This window comes from Hymenobacter yonginensis, assembly GCF_027625995.1.
Lineage (GTDB): Bacteria > Bacteroidota > Bacteroidia > Cytophagales > Hymenobacteraceae > Hymenobacter > Hymenobacter yonginensis.
The window spans coordinates 3,116,035-3,132,846 of sequence record NZ_CP115396.1 but is presented as its reverse complement, the minus strand read 5'-3'; the positions used below and the strand labels follow the sequence as shown (position 1 = coordinate 3,132,846).

General features: G+C 61.8%; 15 protein-coding genes. 4 read left to right on the top strand and 11 right to left on the bottom strand.

All coding sequences use genetic code 11. From position 1 onward, the window contains the following. Positions 1-122: 122 nt before the first annotated feature. Together O9Z63_RS13450 and O9Z63_RS13445 are read right to left on the bottom strand one after the other, a co-directional pair. Entirely contained in the window at positions 123-1,139 is a 1,017-nt protein-coding gene (locus tag O9Z63_RS13450; protein ID WP_270125782.1) for a ferritin-like domain-containing protein, read from the bottom strand. Positions 1,140-1,180: 41 nt separating this feature from the next. After that, positions 1,181-1,933, bottom strand: coding sequence for a ferritin-like domain-containing protein (locus O9Z63_RS13445; RefSeq protein ID WP_270125781.1), 753 nt, complete (start codon positions 1,931-1,933; stop codon positions 1,181-1,183). 288 nt (positions 1,934-2,221) lie between these two features. On the opposite strand from O9Z63_RS13445, the gene O9Z63_RS13440 reads away from it, so the two are divergent. The 4 genes from O9Z63_RS13440 to O9Z63_RS13425 all read left to right on the top strand — a co-directional run bounded on the left by O9Z63_RS13440 (position 2,222) and on the right by O9Z63_RS13425 (position 7,256). Beyond that, on the top strand, positions 2,222-3,718 hold the full coding sequence (locus O9Z63_RS13440; RefSeq protein ID WP_270125779.1) for a BatD family protein: 1,497 nt from the start codon (positions 2,222-2,224) through the stop codon (positions 3,716-3,718). A gap of 231 nt (positions 3,719-3,949) precedes the next feature. Beyond that, entirely contained in the window at positions 3,950-5,026 is a 1,077-nt protein-coding gene (gene aroC, locus O9Z63_RS13435) for a chorismate synthase (RefSeq protein ID WP_270125777.1), read from the top strand. A 139-nt stretch (positions 5,027-5,165) separates the two neighbouring features. Next, the gene (gene nhaA / locus O9Z63_RS13430; protein ID WP_270125775.1) at positions 5,166-6,482 is read left to right on the top strand and encodes a Na+/H+ antiporter NhaA; all 1,317 of its coding nucleotides are present in this window, start codon (positions 5,166-5,168) and stop codon (positions 6,480-6,482) included. A gap of 135 nt (positions 6,483-6,617) precedes the next feature. Continuing rightward, positions 6,618-7,256, top strand: coding sequence for a NifU family protein (locus O9Z63_RS13425; RefSeq protein WP_044016228.1), 639 nt, complete (start codon positions 6,618-6,620; stop codon positions 7,254-7,256). A gap of 183 nt (positions 7,257-7,439) precedes the next feature. Here O9Z63_RS13425 and O9Z63_RS13420 read toward each other — a convergent pair whose 3' ends face one another. The 9 genes from O9Z63_RS13420 to rdgB all read right to left on the bottom strand — a co-directional run bounded on the left by O9Z63_RS13420 (position 7,440) and on the right by rdgB (position 16,765). After that, positions 7,440-8,363 carry a DUF5777 family beta-barrel protein gene (locus tag O9Z63_RS13420; protein WP_270125774.1) on the bottom strand — a complete coding sequence of 308 codons (924 nt, stop codon included), beginning with the start codon at positions 8,361-8,363 and terminating at the stop codon, positions 7,440-7,442. 27 nt (positions 8,364-8,390) lie between these two features. Then, positions 8,391-9,008, bottom strand: coding sequence for a YceI family protein (locus O9Z63_RS13415; protein WP_270125773.1), 618 nt, complete (start codon positions 9,006-9,008; stop codon positions 8,391-8,393). Between the two features lie 14 nt (positions 9,009-9,022). Next, positions 9,023-9,421, bottom strand: coding sequence for a hypothetical protein (locus O9Z63_RS13410; protein ID WP_270125772.1), 399 nt, complete (start codon positions 9,419-9,421; stop codon positions 9,023-9,025). Between the two features lie 142 nt (positions 9,422-9,563). Then, entirely contained in the window at positions 9,564-10,913 is a 1,350-nt protein-coding gene (locus tag O9Z63_RS13405; RefSeq protein WP_270125771.1) for an outer membrane beta-barrel protein, read from the bottom strand. After that, complete coding sequence (locus O9Z63_RS13400) at positions 10,888-11,454, bottom strand: RNA polymerase sigma factor (protein WP_270125766.1); 567 nt, start codon at positions 11,452-11,454, stop codon at positions 10,888-10,890. Before O9Z63_RS13400 ends, O9Z63_RS13405 begins: the two co-directional genes overlap by 26 nt. 188 nt (positions 11,455-11,642) lie before the next feature. Continuing rightward, entirely contained in the window at positions 11,643-14,660 is a 3,018-nt protein-coding gene (gene secDF, locus O9Z63_RS13395; RefSeq protein WP_270125765.1) for a protein translocase subunit SecDF, read from the bottom strand. Between the two features lie 180 nt (positions 14,661-14,840). After that, entirely contained in the window at positions 14,841-15,212 is a 372-nt protein-coding gene (locus O9Z63_RS13390) for a hypothetical protein (RefSeq protein WP_270125764.1), read from the bottom strand. Positions 15,213-15,366: 154 nt separating this feature from the next. Continuing rightward, positions 15,367-15,993 carry a uridine kinase family protein gene (locus O9Z63_RS13385; RefSeq protein WP_044016239.1) on the bottom strand — a complete coding sequence of 209 codons (627 nt, stop codon included), beginning with the start codon at positions 15,991-15,993 and terminating at the stop codon, positions 15,367-15,369. A 187-nt stretch (positions 15,994-16,180) separates the two neighbouring features. Beyond that, positions 16,181-16,765: an RdgB/HAM1 family non-canonical purine NTP pyrophosphatase gene (rdgB, locus tag O9Z63_RS13380; protein WP_270125763.1), complete on the bottom strand. Its 585-nt coding sequence runs from the start codon at positions 16,763-16,765 to the stop codon at positions 16,181-16,183. Positions 16,766-16,812 lie beyond the last annotated feature (47 nt).

Here is a 16,812-nt window from a genome sequence, read left to right as displayed (position 1 = left end):
TGTTAAGATGGGATGCCCTAGTAACAAGAGTACTGGGTAATAAACACAGTTGCATCGTCCTAAAACAAAAAGAGGATGGCCTATCAGGCCATCCTCTTTTCAAAAAACAAACACTAGCGTTCTTAGAACAGCGTGCTACCAGTGATAGTGAACGTGCGGGCAATGGTCGAAACCGTTGGTACGTCCAGTGGCTCATCGAAGGCTTCCGAGAAAGCAGCTGCCGGGAAATTCAACGATGCCAGCGCCGTTTGCAGATTTACACCTGGGTTGGCGCCGGTAGCGCCCTGCGTCACGTTATCCTCAGCTGGGAACGTAATACCAGCAGGCGTGTAAGTGGGTGCCGAACCAGCACCATAGATTGGAGCCGTTTGAGCTGGCGAAGCGCCGCCACCATCGGTGCCAGAAATCCAGCTTTTCGGCGAAGCACCAGTGCCGGCACCAGCCGTGCCGGAAGCAGCGTTGTTAAGCGGGCCACCACGACGCATAGTGCGCAGACGAGAAGCATGGCGAGCTTCAACAGAATGTATGTTGAGGGCAGCCGTCAGAATGTCTTTGTTGGAAGCCAAGTAGGGTGCACCGCCTTTGTAGGCACGCACGCCGGTGTCTTCCAAAGACTGAGCTACTGCCAGGAACAGCGCAGCATTGCTGAACAAGCCTGCAAACGGACCGGCGTTAGTGCCTTTACCACCCGTAAAATCGAACTGCGAAACGGCTGGTGCAGCAATGGCATTGTTGCCAAGAGCTGTGCGCAAGAAGTTTACGTGGTTATTTTCATCGGTACGGATTTTCAGCAGCGACGACAAATTGGTAGTGCTAAACTGTGCACGCAAAGCAGTTTGCGCGGCAGTAGTCGTGTTGTTGCCGATAGTGCCGTCGCCTGACAGACCGATATTGTAGAAATAGGCTTCCAGATACTCCAGTTTCAACGCGAAGTTGAGCACGTCGTTTACGCTGGGGGCACTGGATGACTGACCGTATGCTTTGTTGAAAATGGCGCCCATAGCCAGTGGCAGTGCGGCAGCAGTCATTTTCTTGCCAAAGCCACTCAGGTGCTTGAACACTTGGCGGCGGGAATCGAAACGTTCGAAAACTTCAGGATCAGTTTTCTCGATTTCGGAAAGGATATGGAAGAAATTCATGGTGAATGCGAGTTTAGATGGGAGTGAGGGGTGCAGCTGGGCTACACGAGGCCAGAAACATTGAGCTTAGAGCCGTCCTTCAGGAAAGTGTTAGCTACGGCAACTACTTCCGAAGGCGACTTGGATATTTCCAGGCCATTTTCACCGGTTCTCACCACGTCGGAATCAATAAATGAGCCTTCCGAAATAAGGTCGCGGATGATGGCTGCGTGACGTGCCTCTACGGATACGATTTTGCCGGCAGCTACCAAATAATTGAGGCCGGAGTTGTCGGTACCGATAAAACGACCAGCACCGTTGTAAGCTGCTACGCCCAGATCCTCAAAGGATTTGGCGGCGCCAAGCACGCTAGTACGGTCGTTAAAGTTGATCTTGCTGAAATCAGGCTCTAGGTTGTCTTTGATTTTAGAAGAGGCAGCGTCACGACCCAAAGCCGCTTTGAAGAATTCGCGGTGAATTACTTCATGGTAATACAAATCGTCAAGGATCTGTTTTTCAGCACTGTTGCCTGCAAGGCCCGTGTAATAGGTGCCTGTACGAAGCGAAGTGTAGAATGCTGCCTCAAGCTGCTCCAGAGCATACGCATAGTTCAGTACGCCCACGCTACCAGAACCAACGTTCACCATGCCGGGGATGTTGTTTTCATCTTCGTCATCGTCGCAGCCCGAGAGTAGCAGGGCGGTAGCACCGGCAGTGGCACCGGCATACATGAAGAACGAACGGCGCTTGATAGGAACGTGAAGCGGCTTAGTGAAATCAGCCTCTTCGCCACCTTTTTTGAGGTTGTTGGACATGGGGGTAGAAGATTAGGTAAGGGAAAGTTTCGGCAATAGAATACCTGCCAGCCTGCAAAGCCGCTTTTGTTTAGAAAGAGGAAATAAAGGAGGGGTGGGTATTTGACAGCACTTACGGGGCCTTGCAAAGCAGGGATTGTCGGAAGCCGAAATTTTGTACCTATTGCGTAACGGTTGGTACAGAAAAAATACAGGAATAGTCTAGGGTTGGGTCGGGAAAGAGGCGAGGATCAGCTCATTAGCACGATGCAGGCTTTTTGGCGTAATTTTGAAACTCATGCTGATTCTATGATGCGGTTTTTGGGCTGGATGCTCTTGGTGTTGTGTACTATTGCCGGTCCGCAGGTTTGGGCCCAACAGCCTGTACGTCCGCCCGCTACCACGTCAGCAGTCCGGGTGGAGCTGGAGCTGGGCCGTGCCACTTTTCCGGTGACGGAGTATTTCACCATCAGCTTCCGGCTGAGCGGGGCGCCGCTGGAGCGGTATTCGGCCTTCCCCGACTTGGAGGGATTCAAGAAAAGCGGCAAGTCCAGCACCACCACCACGCGCATCGTAGAGGGCCGCACCACCACCGAGCTGACTATCACGCAGCGCTACGCCGCCTACGCCGAGGGCGAGTACACCATTAAGCCGTTTTCGATGACCGTGAATGGGCAGGTGGCGCGCTCGGCGGGGGCAAAGCTCACAGTAGGCCAGGCCCCGACCGCCACAGCCCCGCCACCCGCCGGCAGCGCTCCGCAGGGCATTGGCCTGATGGATCTGCTGTTTGGCAAGCCCAAGCCGCAGGAGTACGTGGAGCCCAAAGACAACGCCTTTCTGGCCCTTGTGCCCGATAAAACCAGCGTGTACGTAGGCGAAGGCGTGCACGTAGGGCTTTACTTCTACCTCACCCCATCCGATCAGGGCCTGCTGGATTTCTACAACTTCCCGGGGCAGCTGCCGGGCATTCTGCGCCAGCTGCGGCAGCGCACGGCTTGGGAGGAGTCGTTCAACGAGCAGGAGATTGTGCCGGAGCCGGTGACGATGGGCGGCAAACCGTTTCTGCGCTACCGGCTCTACGAAGCCGAGTACTATCCGCTGAACAGCGAGCCGCTGGTTTTTGGGGAAGTGGCGCTGCAGATGGTGAAGTACCGCCTGGCCAAAAAGCCGGCTGAGGGCCTCGACAACCGGATGGAAGGCTACAAAACCTACCGTGCCGCCGCCCGCACCATTGCCGTGAAGCCGCTGCCGCCCCACCCGCTGCGCGACCAAGTGGCGGTGGGCAGCTACCAACTGCGCGAGGCCATCGACCGGACTGCGTTCCGGACCGGGCAGGCCTTCACCTACACGTTCGGCGCGGAAGGCGAAGGCAACCTGGCGGCTCTGAACGCGCCGGTGGTGCAGCCCCGGACCGGCCTGGAAGTGTATGGCCCCGACGTGCAGCAGGAGCTGACCCGGCAGGCTGGTCGGGTAGGAGGGCGCAAGGTGTTCCGCTACCGGCTGGTGGCGCGCCAGCCGGGTGTGCTGCCATTGGACAGCCTGCTGCAGCTGGTGTATTTCGACCCCGAAACCGGCCGCTATGATACGCTGCGGCCGGAGCTGCGCCCCACTGTGCGCGGTGCAGTCCGGACCGAGCTGCCCTTCCGCGCCCGCACCGACGACCCGTATTACCAGGCTGTGCTCTTCGAGGCCAGCAACCGCCTGCAGCCGCTGGACGCCTACCGCGACGTGCGCCGCTACGCCACCTACATCCTGGCCGGGCTGCTGGCCATAGCTGGCTGGGGCTGGTGGCAGGCTAAGAGGTGATGGGGTGAAAGGGGATGGGGTGAAAGGGGATGAAGTAATGAGGTTATGGGGTGATGAGGTGATGGGATTATGAGGGTAACGGTTACTCTGAACCTGTGGAATGTCTTGCCACCCCGAAAATCCTGTCAACCTTTCTGTTCATGCGTGCTGCTGTTCTGTGCGGGCTCAGCATGACAGCTACCTTTGTCACCTGTCACCCCATCACCTCATCACCTCATCACCCCAAACCATATGAATTCTTTCGGCTCACTGTTTCGCATTACCACGTTTGGAGAATCGCACGGGCCGGGCATTGGGGTGGTGATTGACGGCTGTCCGGCCGGGCTGGCGGTGGCTACCGAAGACATTCAGGCGGCGCTGGACCGGCGCCGCCCCGGCCAGAGCGACCTGACCACTCCGCGCCAGGAAGCCGACCGGGTGGAAGTGCAGTCGGGCATTTTTCAGGGGCAGACCACGGGCACGCCCATCAGCCTCTACATCCGCAACCAGGACCAGGCCAGCCACGACTACTCGCACATCGAGCACGCCTACCGCCCTTCGCACGCCGACTACACCTACGACCAGAAGTACGGGCGGCGCGACTACCGCGGTGGCGGCCGCAGCTCGGCCCGCGAAACGGCCGCCCGCGTGGCCGCCGGGGCCGTGGCGCAGCAGTTTCTGAATCAGCACGGCATTCGGGTGCAAAGCTACGTGTCGCAGGTGGGGGCGGTGGCCGTGCCGGTGGGCTACGAGCAGCTGGACCTGAGCCTCATCGACTCCAACCCGGTGCGCTGCCCACACCCCGAAACCGCCGAGCGCATGGCCGAGCTGATCCGCCAGACCCGCGACCGGCACGACACGGTAGGCGGCCTCGTGACGGGCGTGCTGACGGGCGTGCCGGCCGGCCTCGGCGAGCCGGTGTTCGACAAGCTGCATTCCGAGCTGGGCCGGGCCATGCTGGGCATCAACGCCGTAAAGGGCTTCGAGTACGGCTCCGGCTTTGCCGGCACACTGCTGTTCGGCTCCGAGCACAACGACCCATTCTACACCGACGAAACCGGCCAAGTTCGGACCCGCACCAACCATTCGGGTGGGATTCAGGGCGGCATCAGCAACGGGCAGGACATTTACTTTAGAGTAGCTTTCAAGCCCGTAGCCACCATTCTGCAGCCCCAGGCCACCATCAACGACCAGGGCGAGGCCATCAGCCTGGCCGGCCGCGGCCGCCACGATCCCTGCGTGCTGCCCCGTGCCGTGCCCATCGTGGATGCCATGTCCAGCCTCGTGCTGGCCGACATGCTGCTGCGCGCCCGCGCCAACCGGGTGTAGGCAACGGCTGTTATACTCAACGATATTCAAGGGCCCGGTTGCAATCCACGCTGAAGCCGCAACCGGGCTCGGTATTTTCCTGCATTGCCGGCGCGGTCATTTTTGGCCGCGCCGGCAGCTTTTGCGTTGCTCATTGCCTATGGCTGTTCCTCAACTTGTGCGTCCGCTAGTGCGGCCTTTTACGGAGTTTTTTCGGCGCGAAGCCGCCGGCGGCATTATGCTGATGGCCAGTGCCGCGCTGGCGTTGCTGCTGGCCAATACCAGCTGGGGGCCGGCCGCCTACTTTCCGCAGATCTGGGAAAAGCACCTGAAACTCTCGCTCAACGGCGTGGTGCTCGACATGAGTTTGGCGCACTGGATCAACGACGGGCTGATGAGCGTGTTCTTCCTGATTGTTGGCTTGGAAATCAAGCGAGAGGTGATGGAGGGCGAGCTGTCGGAATGGCGGCAGGCGGCCCTGCCGATTGCGGGGGCGCTGGGCGGCATGCTGCTGCCGGCGCTGCTCTACTTTCTGGTAAACCGCGGCCTACCCACCCAAAACGGCTGGGGCATCCCGATGGCTACCGATATTGCCTTTGCGCTGGCGGTGCTGCAGCTGCTGGGGCCGCGCGTGCCGCTGGGCCTCAAGGTGTTCCTCACGGCCCTGGCCATCGTCGATGATTTGGGTGCGGTGCTGGTTATTGCCGGCTTCTACACCACCAACCTCGACCTGACCTACCTGCTGCTGGCGCTGGGCGTGTGGGCGCTGCTGTTAAACCTGAATTTTCTGGGCGCGCGCAGCCTGGCCATCTACCTGCCGCTGGGCGTGCTGCTCTGGTTTTTCATGCACCAGTCGGGCATTCATGCCACGCTGGCGGGCGTGCTGCTGGCGCTGGCTATTCCGGCGCGCATCGGGCGGGCCCGCCCCGAAATCCTGCTGATGCTGAACGACCGGCTGGGCATACTGCAGCACGAGGTGCACGGGGCCGAAGCCAATCCGCGCATCATCAGCGAGGAGCTGGAGTACCTGTCGGATGCCATTAGCTCGCCGGCCCAGAAGCTGGAGCAGCGCCTGCACTCTGTGGTGGCCTTTGGCATCATCCCGCTATTTGCCTTCGCCAACACCAGCCTCATCATTGATGGCAGCGTGTTCGGGCAGCTGCTTTCGCCGCTGGGACTGGGCATTCTGCTGGGGCTGGTGGTGGGCAAGCCGCTGGGCATTGGGGCGCTGTCGTGGCTGAGTATCCGGCTGGGCTGGGCCGAGCTGCCGGCCGGCGTGACGTGGCGGCACCTGTGGGGCGCGGGCGTGCTGGGCGGCATTGGCTTCACGATGTCATTGTTTATAACGCTGCTGGCGCTGGGCGAGCATTCGGCCGGCGAGCCGGTGGCCAAGGTGGCCATTCTGTGCGCCTCCTTTGTGTCGGGCACCGTGGGCTTCCTGCTGCTGCGCAGCGCGCCGGCTGCTCCCGGCGCCTAACGCTGACGGAGGCCCACAGCCCACATCCTCCATTTCCTAGCTACCTTTGCAACTATTGCCGCCCCGCGCGGTTTTACGTGTCAGGCCGAACAGATTCGGCCGACTTTCTCCCGCTTGTCTCCAAGTCTTTCAAACATGGCTGAACAACTCACTGCCCCCGCCGGCCCGGTTTCTATCTACGCCGAAGCCTCGCCCAACCCCGAATCCATGAAGTTCGTGCTCAACGCCCAGCTCTTGGCTGATGGCGTAAGCGTGGACTATCCTAACCTCGAAGCCGCGGCCAATTCGCCGCTGGCCCAAGAGCTTTTCAACTTCGATTATGTGGGCCGCGTGTTCATTGCCCAGAACTTCGTTACGGTCACCAAAACGACCGACCACCAGTGGGCCCAGCTCATTCCTGAGTTGCGCACCTTCCTGAAGTCGTATGTGGAAGCCAGTGGCCCGATTTTCACCGTCGACCCCGCTGCCGAGCAGAAAGCCGCCCAGCAGGCCGCCGCCAGCGGCTCGGCCAACTCGTCGGAAGCCGACCAGCAGACCAGCCAGAAAATCATCGACCTGCTCGATAACTACGTGCGCCCCGCCGTGGAGCAGGATGGTGGCAACATCACCTTCAAAAGTTACCACGAAGGCATCGTGACCGTGAACCTGCAGGGTTCGTGCTCGGGCTGCCCTTCGGCTACCGTTACACTGAAGTCGGGCATCGAGAACCTGCTCAAGCGGATGGTGCCCGAGGTGAAAGAGGTAGTAGCCGAAGGCATTACGGCCCAGCACTAAGCTGCTTCAACCTGAAGAAATCAAAAGCCCCGAGCCAGTTGGTTCGGGGCTTTTGCGTTGATAAATGGCTGCCTCCAGCCCGGTCAGGACGTCTGCCCCCTGACCGGGCCCCACGAGCGGCGCAACGGAGCCGTCGGGCAGTCCTGGCTTCCTCTCTGAGCAGGACTGGGGAGCCATACCCCGCTACAGACGGGGTTTGAGCGTGAAATTGCGGGCCACGTTGAAGCCGAAGTAAATGTCGCCGTCGAAGAAGTTGCCGGTGGTCTGGGTCAGGAAATGCCGCTCAATCATACCCTGCGAGTTCGTGACGTGCAGCTGAAACACGTGCCCGCCGGTTTCGATATCGAAGCCCGCGGCCAGCGCGTTGCGGGTGCTGGGGTCGGCGGTTGTAGGCAGGCGGTAGTAGTATTCCAGCATGAGGGCGGTGCGCTTGTTGAGCTTCTGGCGGCCCGCCACGCCCAGCGCGTACACGTCGTTGTGCTGCCGGCGCGTGTCTACCAGGTTGCGGTGCACCACGGTGGGGCTCAATTGCACCGACAAGCCGGGGCTGAACCGGCGTGCCACCAGCGCCTGCACCGTGTAGGTGAGCCGGCGCGGCAGGGTGTGGTCGAGGCCATCGAAGTAGCGCAAGGAGGTGAGGGCCGAGCTGCCAAACAGCGTGACACTGACCGGTATGGCGTGCAGGCCGGTGGTCTGGCGTAGCGCCTGGTATTTCAGGAAACCATCGTAGGTTTTGTCCAGCGAGCTGCGGCCGATGCCCACCGTCAGGCGGTCGGTGGCGCCGTATTCCAGCCCCAGCCGGATGGTGGCTTGGTCGAGGCCGAAGAAGTTGTAGGCCCCGCTGTTGAGCGTGCCGAACCGGTGCGAAATCAGGAACACCAGCGTGCCGCCGCCCGGCGTTTCCACCGAGTGCCCGTTGATGATGCGTGTGCCCTTGAACGTAGCCGCCACCAGCTCGCGCCGCAGCGTGTCGGTGGTTTGGCGCTCCAGGTCGCCGAGTAGGTCGGGTGGGGGCGGCGTATTCTGGGCCTGCACGCGGGTGGCGGGCAGCCAGCCGGCCAGCAGCAGCCAGCCCAGGCAAAAGCAGAAACGGGAGAGGAGTGCCATAAGCGCAACGGCAGACAGAGAAGCAAATCAGGGACGGGCCGAAGGAGCCGGCGCTCCGGCCGTGGCCGCTACGGCCTCGCAGCTCAGGTCCAAGCGAACCTGCACCACTTTGGCAATATGGTCGCGCACCAGCGCCGGAATGTCAATTTGGTAGTCGGCCGGGGCTACGTTGAAGGTGGCCAGCACCCGTAGGCGGCCGTTTTGCAGCTCCAGCGTGCCGGGCACCTGCACATGCCGCGTTACTCCATGGATGGTCAGGTCGCCCTCAGCCGTCACGGGCCGGGCGCCGCCGGCGCGGAGGGCTTCCTCGTCCAGCGCCAGCAGCCGGCCCGCAAACGTAGCCCGCGGGTAGCGGTCCGACTCCAGGTAGTTTTCGTTGAAGTGCTCCTGCATCAGGGTGCGCCGAAACTGAAACGACTTCACCGGAAGTGAAAAGGCCACCTGCCGGGTGTTCAGGTCGAGCACGGCTGCGGTTTGCTGCGAGCGGGCCTCAATATCTTCGAGCGGGCTGGCCGAAAAGAACGACAGCAGGCCAGTCCGCGTCTGGAAGCGGGCCTGACCGGCAGCTAGGTGCGGCAACAGCCCCAGAAACAGCAGGAGCACCGGCCCCCAACGACCGGCAATACTTGGCAGGCAGCTTGGCATGAGCAGGAGGCAGGTTAGTTGTTGAGGGCTCCGGCATCCACCCAACGCCGGATATGGTCGATTTCACAGTTGCTGAGCTTGGGGCCACCCTGCGGCATAGCCTGGTAGCCGGGCGCTTGGCTCACCACCCCCACCAGCAGCCCATTGCGGGCCACGGCCTGCACCTGGGCATGGGTTTCCAGGCTGACATTGCCTTCCCGCGCGACGTTGTTGTGGCAGACCACACACCGCTGCTGCAACAGCGGGGCCACCACGGCCGCGTAGGTATTGGCCGCCGGGTCGCAGGCGGGGGTGGGCGGGACGTTGCCGAGCAGGTCTTCGGTGTTTTCGGAGGCACAGGCCGCCAGCACCAGAAGCCCCAGCATCAGCCAACGCCCCGGCAGAGCGGCGCGCACGGGGTGCTTGGTTTTCATCGTTGTCGGGAGGAAAAGAAAGACCGGAAGAGAGGGGCCGCTGGCCAAGCCAACTGCCAGGGCGGTTGCGGCAAAGGCGTATCAGCAAGCCCTTAGTAGGCCGCTATTCGTGTTATTTGATGATGGTCAGTTGCGCTCCGCTTCAGGGCCGGGCAGCCAGCAGCCCATACTTGAGGCCCACTGCCAGGCCGGCGCTCCGCAGCTGAATGCGCCCGAAGCCCACGCCTCCCAGCGGCAGCTTCACAAACGGCTCGGCCTGCGCCGCCCAGCGCCCTCCCAGCGTCCGCTCACAGCCTACCGACAGATTGAGCACGCTCAGCATGTGGTTGCTGCCGCGCGCCAGGCTCCAGGTGCGCTCCAGATACTGCCCGTTGAGGCTGTAGTCGTAAGTGTATTGCTCGTTGCGCATGAGAAATGACGAAAGGCCGGCGCTGGCAAACAGCGAGTATGTGGGCTGGGGCCGCACTTCGTAGCGCACATCCAGCGGAATTTCCACCAGCCGGCAGTCGGCTTCGATACGGTCAACGGGGGTGCGCCAGGTCCAGTAGGAGGCGGGCGGCCGGTAGTCGGAGCCGCGGGCTTCGTAGCGCTTTACACTATACAGCAGGCCGCTACGCACCCGCCAGTGCGGCGTCAGCCGGTACTCGGCCACCAGCCCGGCCGTCAGGCCCGGCCCGGCCAGCTGCCGGGGCCTGACGGCAGCCAGCTCCGGAGCCACCGTCACCCCCAGCAGCAGCCGGTACATCGGCTTTGCGGTGGCGGAACGAGGCTGCATGGAATCGGCTGCAACTGCAGAAGCAGGTGGCACGGCCGCCGGCTGCATCCGGCCGGAGTCCTGCGGGGCTATTAGTGGGGTGGCTTGTGCCGCGGTTGGTGAATCAGAAAGCCCAGCAACCGCAGGCTCTGCCACCACCGCAGGCTGCTGCTGCCCGACCGGGCTACCAAGTTGCTCCTGCGGCTTGTTGGCCTGCCAAGTCACGTGATACGGCCGGCCGGCTGCCAGATATTGCAACGGCAACTGCCGGCGTGTGGCAGGCTGCGTCGGCTGATAGAAAGCATCTGCTTGGGGCAGTGCCAGGGCCTCAGTGCCGCTGCTACCGGGCATTCCCGCCGAAGCTGCCGGCGGCCGGGAAACTGCCGCGGCAACTGGCTCCAAACGGCCGGAGCGCCGGGCTACAGACGCCGCCTGCTGCTTATCCGGTGCGGAAGCTGGGGTTGCGGCCAGAGGTTCCGGCCGCGCCGGCCGCTGTTTTTGCAGCAGCTGCTGGCTTTGCCAGCCGATCATCAGAAAGCCCAGCAGCAGCATTTCCAGCAGAAAAAGCTCGGCCACCCGATGCCGGACCTGCTGCTGCACCTGCCGCTGTTGGGCGGCGGCATCCAGTTGGTTTTCCAACTGCTGCCACGCACCAAGCGGCAGCTCGTCGGGGTACGCCGCGGCGCTACGCCGGGCCAGCGCGTCCAGCTCTTCATCCGACATGAGTGGCGTACGCATGGTGGTGGCTTCTTTTGAGCGAGGCACGCAGGTGGGCCCGCGCCTTCGAGAGATTGGATTTAGACGCGCCCACCGAAATGCCCAGCTGCTCGGCTATTTCTTCGTGGGTGTAGCCATCGATGGCGAACATATTGAACACGGCCCGGTAAGCCGGTGTCAGCTGCCCTACCACGGCCAGCAGCTCCTCGAAGGAAAGGGTATCGAGCGGGGAGTGGCTGTCGTCGGGGTAGAAGGGCGCTACGGTTTCCAGGTCGGTCTGGAAAGCGTGGCGCATGCCGGCCCGAAACCGGTCGATGGCCGTGCGCACCAGAATGCGCCGCATCCAGCCGCGCCAAGAGCCGGCTAGGTCGGGGTAGCGGGCGGCATCAAAGCGCGGCAGTTCCTGGAAAATCTTGAGGAATCCGTCGTTTACGGCTTCCAGGGCGGTGTCCCGGTCGTGCAGGTAGCGCAGGCACACGCTCAGGGCGTAGCCGTAGTACTGCACGTAGAGCTGGCGCTGGCAGCCGCGCTCCTGCCGCTGGCAGCCTGCCAGCAGGGGCATAAGTAGCGCAGAATCCAGGTCAGGACGAGCCACGGCAGAGAGAGGAAGTACACCAGCCCACTCGGCCGGCCTCTTATAAAGGTTGCCTGAGCTTCAGGAATTTACACAAAAAAAGTCCGGCCAGGGGGCCGGACTTTTCAAGCAAATGGGAAGTTGCACGGAGGCGAGCGAAGCGCGCCCCTAGTGGTTTATACCTGCGCCGTCGAGAGTTTCGGGGCGTCGGTGCCGTCGCCGATGTGCGTCGACATATCGGTGCCCCGCTCGCGGGCCTCTTTGCGGCCGTAGGTGTCGAGGATGATAGGCGTGGCAATGAACAGCGACGAGTACGTACCGAAGATCATACCCACGAGCATGGCAAACGAGAACGAGCGCAGCGTTTCACCACCGAAGATGTAGAGTACGGCCACCACCAGGAATACCGTGGTGAACGTAATCATGGTACGTGAGAACGTGGAGTTCAGGGCTGGGTTGGCTACCTGCGCAAACGTCAGCTTGGGGTTTTCCCGCAGATACTCGCGGATCCGGTCGTAGATAACCACGGTGTCGTTCATCGAGAAACCGATTACGGTGAGCACGGCGGCCACAAAAATCTGGTCCATCTCGTAGTTGAGACCGAACAGACGGGCAATCGGGTAGCAGGCAATTACCAGCAGCGCATCGTGGAAGAGCGCCACTACGGCGGCCATCGAGTACTGCCACTTCTCGAAGCGGAACAGTACGTAGATGAAGATGCCGAGCAGCGTCAGGCCCAGGCTCAGCACCGAAGTACGCTTGATGTCGTCGGCGATGGTGGCGCCTACTTTCGAGGTTGATTTAATAACTGGGGCATCGGCCGCGAAGTCTTTGGTGAGTTCCTTCACCATGGCAGCTTCCACTTTCTTGTCAGCTACCACCGATTCGTCATCGGCTAGATAGCCGGTCGTGACGCGCAGACGGTTCGGGGCGCCGAAGGTTTTCACCTCCGTACCGGCACCCTGGAAAGCCCGCTCCACCAGGGCGTCGTGCACCTTAGAAGCGTCCATGTCTTTGTTGAAGTCTACCACGTAGGCACGGCCGCCGCGGAAGTCAACGCCCAGGTTCGGGCCGCCCTGAATGGCCATCAGCACGAAGCCCACCACAATAACGATGGTCGAGAAGGCATAGGCCCACTTGCGCTTGCCCACGATGTCGAAGTTGACACCCTTGAACAGCTTGCGCGACAGGAAGGTCGAGAAGGTCATGCTGCTCTTCTCCTTGCCTTTCACCAGCCACTCAATGATGAGGCGCGAGATGAACACGGCCGACAGGAACGAGGTGAAAATACCGATGAGCAGCGTTACGGCGAAGTTCTGCACCGGACCCGTACCGAAGATGAACAGGATCAGGGCGATGATGAGCGTGGTAACGTTGGAGTCGAAAATGGCCGAGAAGGCGCGCGAGTAGCCTTTGTTGATGGCGTCGTGCAAAGTCAGACCGTGGTCCAGCTCTTCCCGGATCCGTTCGAAGATCAGTACGTTGGCATCCACCGACGAGGCAAACACCAGGATCAGACCGGCAATACCGGGCAGCGTGAGGGCGAAGGAGAACTGGGCCAGTACGCCCAGAATCAGGAAGCCGTTGAACAGCAGGGCGGCATCAGCCACCAGACCAGCTCGGCCATAGTACAGGGCCATGAAGGCCATGATGATGATCAGGCCGGCCAGCGACGAGTACAGACCCTGGTTGATAGCCTCCTGGCCCAGCGACGGACCTACTACGGCTTCTTCCACGATGCGCGTCGGGGCGGGCAGCTTACCGGCTTTCAGTACGTTGGAAAGGTCCTGGGCTTCCTCGATGGAGAAGTTGCCCGAAATGCTGGTGTTGCCGCCGGCAATTTCCGACTGCACCACTGGGTCCGAGTACACGTAGTCGTCGAGCACGATACCTACCTGGCGGCCGATGTTGGCGCCGGTCAGTTTCTGCCATTTCTTGGCGCCCGAGGGGTTCATGGCCATGCTCACTTCGGGGCGGCCGCCCTGGTCGTAGTCCTGGCGGGCATCAGCTACCACTTCACCACCCAGCGGAGCCTCAGTGCCGGGCTGCTTGCGGATGGCGTTCAGTTTCAGGTATTCCTTGCCTTCAATGGTCTCCGGCTTCACGCTCCACAGGAACGTCAGGTTAGGCGGCAGAATGGCGCGGGCTTCGTCGGAACGCAGGATGGTGTTCATGCGGGCCGTGTCCTGCACGTTTACGCCCAGCTGGCCGGGTACCGGCATCGTGAACAGGCGGGCCAGTACTGAGCCCTGCTGAGCAGCGGCGGCGGTATCGGTTTTAGCGGCCGTAGCGGCGTTTTTCTTGGCCAGCTGGCTGGCCAGCGAGGTAGAGTCGCCGGCGGCGGCCGTGGCGGTATCGGTAGCGGCGGCTACGGTGGCCGGCTTGGCGGTGGTAGCGGTTTTCTCTTTGGCAATCAGAGCCTGGTCGAGCTGCTGCAGGTAAGGGCCGAACTCATCCTGGCGCCATACTTCCCAGAACTCCAGCTTGGCTTGGCCTTGCAGCAGTTTGCGCACACGGTCGGGGTTATCCACGCCGGGCAGCTCCACCTGAATGCGGCCCGTGCCTTTCACGCGCTGAATGCTGGGCTGGCTGGTGCCGAATTTGTCAATACGGGTCCGCAGGATGTTGAACGAGCGGTCAATGGCTTCTTCCACTTCCTTGTTGATGGCGCCGATAACCTTTTCGTTGGTCGAGTTGATGTCGATGCCGCGGCTCTTGTTGGTGGTGTTAGCGAAGATGCGGGCCAGGTTTTGGCCGGGAGCGGCCGTCTGGTACGCCTGCGCGAAGAGGGTCGTGAACGGCGTCGAAGGATTCGCCTTCTGGGCTTCCTGCGCCTGCTCCATGGCCTGGTTGAACTTGGGGTCTTTGGAGTTGCCGCTCATGGCGCGCACAATCTCCACCGGCGACACTTCCAGCGTCACGTGCATGCCGCCTTTCAGGTCAAGGCCGAGGCCCAGCTCCGACGAGCGCACGTCGCGGTACGTATAGTCAACGCCAAGCAGGCTGGTTACGGGCGCGCGCCACACCGAGTCGAGGTAGCGCTGGCGCAGTTTCTGGTCAACCTGGCCGCCTTTGGTGGCATACACCACGGCGTCGTTCTGCACCCGCCGCGAAATGAACGTGAAGGTCAGAAAGTAGATACACAGCGCCGACACAATGATGGTCAGCGCAATGATGAGTCCTTTATTACGCATGTTTAATGAATTGATGAGCTGCTTCTGGATGTGCTGATGTGCCCGGAGTCTGCTGTGGCTATAGGTGGCGAGGAAATGTCCGGCAACTGCCGGCAAAGCACGGATGCGCTTGCGGTATGGCTGGCCCGCATCAGCTCCGGGAACACAGCACCACCGCTCACCAACCTATCAGCGCAGCCGCTAGGGAGCCTGCGGCGAAAGCGCCGCCACCAGCAGGCGGGCACGGAACACGGCCGCCGGCCGGATGCCCGCCAGGGGGCGCGGCACGGCCAGCGCCCGGCGCACGGCCGGCAGCCAGCTCTGCGGGGCGGGCCAGGGCAGCCACGCGGCCAGCTCGGGCGCCGTATGCAGCACCAAAGGGCCGGTGGCTTCCAGCGTTACTTTCTGCTTCACCACCGACACGCGCAGCGGCTGCCCGATGCGCGTGGTTTTGCCGGCCGGCACCCGGAAGGTGGCCACGGCTTGGTGGTTCAGCGACAGCACAAACAGCACGGTGGCTGTGAGCAGCGCAAAACGCACGCGGGGCAAAAAGTGAGAGAAAAAGGGGAGCATGAAAAACCTAAGAGCTACAAATATAGCCAAACCGGCCGGGCGAGGCAACGGCCGCGGGCTATTCAGGCAGGCCGGCATCCTGAGGCGCCAAAAAAAGAGCCCTGCCGCGTGGCAGAGCTCTATCTATGTCAGGCTATGTCAGGCCGGAAGGGCGTTATCCGTTGATGGCGGCTTTGCTTTTCAGGAACGACACCAGCACATCCAGGCCCCGGTCGAAGTGCCGGTTGTTGGGAATCACGATGTCGGCGTCCTGCTTGAAGGGCTTGATGTATTTCTCGTAGGTGGGCGCCACGTGGTTGGTGTAGCGGTAGAGCACGTCCTCCAGGTCGTAGCCGCGCTCGTCCCGGTCGCGCACAATACGGCGCTGCAGCTTCACATGCTCCCGCGCATCGATGTAGACCTTCAGGTCGAGCAGCTTGGCTACTTCCTCGAAGTAGAACACGAAGATGCCTTCCACTACTACAATAGGAGCCGGCTTGAACACCAGCTCCTGCGGCACCACGCCGGGATTGTTGAACGTGTACTCCGGGCGGCGCACCTCCAGGCCCTGGCTGATGCGTAGCACGTCGGCGGCGTAAGCGGCCGAGTCGATGCTAGATGGCAGGTCGAAGTTGGTCACGCCCTGCGCATCCACCGACTGGTTTTCGCGCGGGTGGTAGTAGTTGTCCTGCGAAATCAGGCAAATTTCTTCTTCGGGAAACGAAGCCAGCAGCCGGCGCAGGAAGGTGGTCTTGCCGGAGGCACTGCCGCCCGTGATACCGACGATGAAAGGATGTTGCATGGTGTGGGAAAACGGCCCGTACTGGCAGGGCCAACCCTGCAAAAGTAAGAAATTAGGTGATGAGGTGATGAGGTAAGTGGTAAGGAAGTGTTGAGCAGCGGGGCAAACAGGGGCGCGGGGAATGGATATAGGATAAAATGGGAAAGGACGGCCACTATTTATCTTCCTGCCGTTCCCCGCCGCCCGTCTATGCCATTGCGCCCAAAAACGCCACCAGCCCGGCCACGGCCCGCGCCCGGTGGCTGATCTGGTTTTTCTCGGTGGTGGTCATTTCGGCAAACGTGCGGCCGTCGCCCTCGGTGGGCTGGAACACCGGGTCGTAGCCGAAGCCGCCGGTGCCGCTGAGCTGCTCGGTGATGCGGCCTTCCACGGCACCTTCAAACTCGTGCACCACGCCGCCGGGCAGCACCAGCGCCACCACCGTCCGGAACCGGGCCGAGCGGTCATTGTGGGTGCGCAGCTCCGTCAGTAGCTTCTGCACGTTGTCTTCGGCCGAGCGCTGGGGCCCGGCATAGCGCGCCGAGTACACGCCGGGCGCGCCGCCCAGCGCCGTTACCTCCAGCCCCGTATCGTCGGCGAAGCAGGCCACGCCGTAGTGCTCCCACACGTACTCGGCCTTCTGGCGGGCGTTGCCGGCCAGCGTGTCCTGGGTTTCGGGCAGCTCCTCGTGGCAGCCGATGTCGGCGAGGCTCAGCAGCTCGGTGCCGGCGGGCAGCAGCGGCCGGATTTCGTCGAGCTTATGAGCATTATTGGAAGCAAAGCAAAGGCGCATGGATTGGATGGCTTAATTGTTTGATGGTTGAATGGCTTGATGGTCGA

Coding starts and splice junctions, on each gene's coding strand:
- O9Z63_RS13450 (WP_270125782.1), bottom strand. CDS start 1,139: ATGAATTTCTTCCATATCCTTTCCGAAATCGAGAAAACTGATCCTGAA.
- O9Z63_RS13445 (WP_270125781.1), bottom strand. CDS start 1,933: ATGTCCAACAACCTCAAAAAAGGTGGCGAAGAGGCTGATTTCACTAAG.
- O9Z63_RS13440 (WP_270125779.1), top strand. CDS start 2,222: ATGATGCGGTTTTTGGGCTGGATGCTCTTGGTGTTGTGTACTATTGCC.
- aroC (WP_270125777.1), top strand. CDS start 3,950: ATGAATTCTTTCGGCTCACTGTTTCGCATTACCACGTTTGGAGAATCG.
- nhaA (WP_270125775.1), top strand. CDS start 5,166: ATGGCTGTTCCTCAACTTGTGCGTCCGCTAGTGCGGCCTTTTACGGAG.
- O9Z63_RS13425 (WP_044016228.1), top strand. CDS start 6,618: ATGGCTGAACAACTCACTGCCCCCGCCGGCCCGGTTTCTATCTACGCC.
- O9Z63_RS13420 (WP_270125774.1), bottom strand. CDS start 8,363: ATGGCACTCCTCTCCCGTTTCTGCTTTTGCCTGGGCTGGCTGCTGCTG.
- O9Z63_RS13415 (WP_270125773.1), bottom strand. CDS start 9,008: ATGCCAAGCTGCCTGCCAAGTATTGCCGGTCGTTGGGGGCCGGTGCTC.
- O9Z63_RS13410 (WP_270125772.1), bottom strand. CDS start 9,421: ATGAAAACCAAGCACCCCGTGCGCGCCGCTCTGCCGGGGCGTTGGCTG.
- O9Z63_RS13405 (WP_270125771.1), bottom strand. CDS start 10,913: ATGCGTACGCCACTCATGTCGGATGAAGAGCTGGACGCGCTGGCCCGG.
- O9Z63_RS13400 (WP_270125766.1), bottom strand. CDS start 11,454: ATGCCCCTGCTGGCAGGCTGCCAGCGGCAGGAGCGCGGCTGCCAGCGC.
- secDF (WP_270125765.1), bottom strand. CDS start 14,660: ATGCGTAATAAAGGACTCATCATTGCGCTGACCATCATTGTGTCGGCG.
- O9Z63_RS13390 (WP_270125764.1), bottom strand. CDS start 15,212: ATGCTCCCCTTTTTCTCTCACTTTTTGCCCCGCGTGCGTTTTGCGCTG.
- O9Z63_RS13385 (WP_044016239.1), bottom strand. CDS start 15,993: ATGCAACATCCTTTCATCGTCGGTATCACGGGCGGCAGTGCCTCCGGC.
- rdgB (WP_270125763.1), bottom strand. CDS start 16,765: ATGCGCCTTTGCTTTGCTTCCAATAATGCTCATAAGCTCGACGAAATC.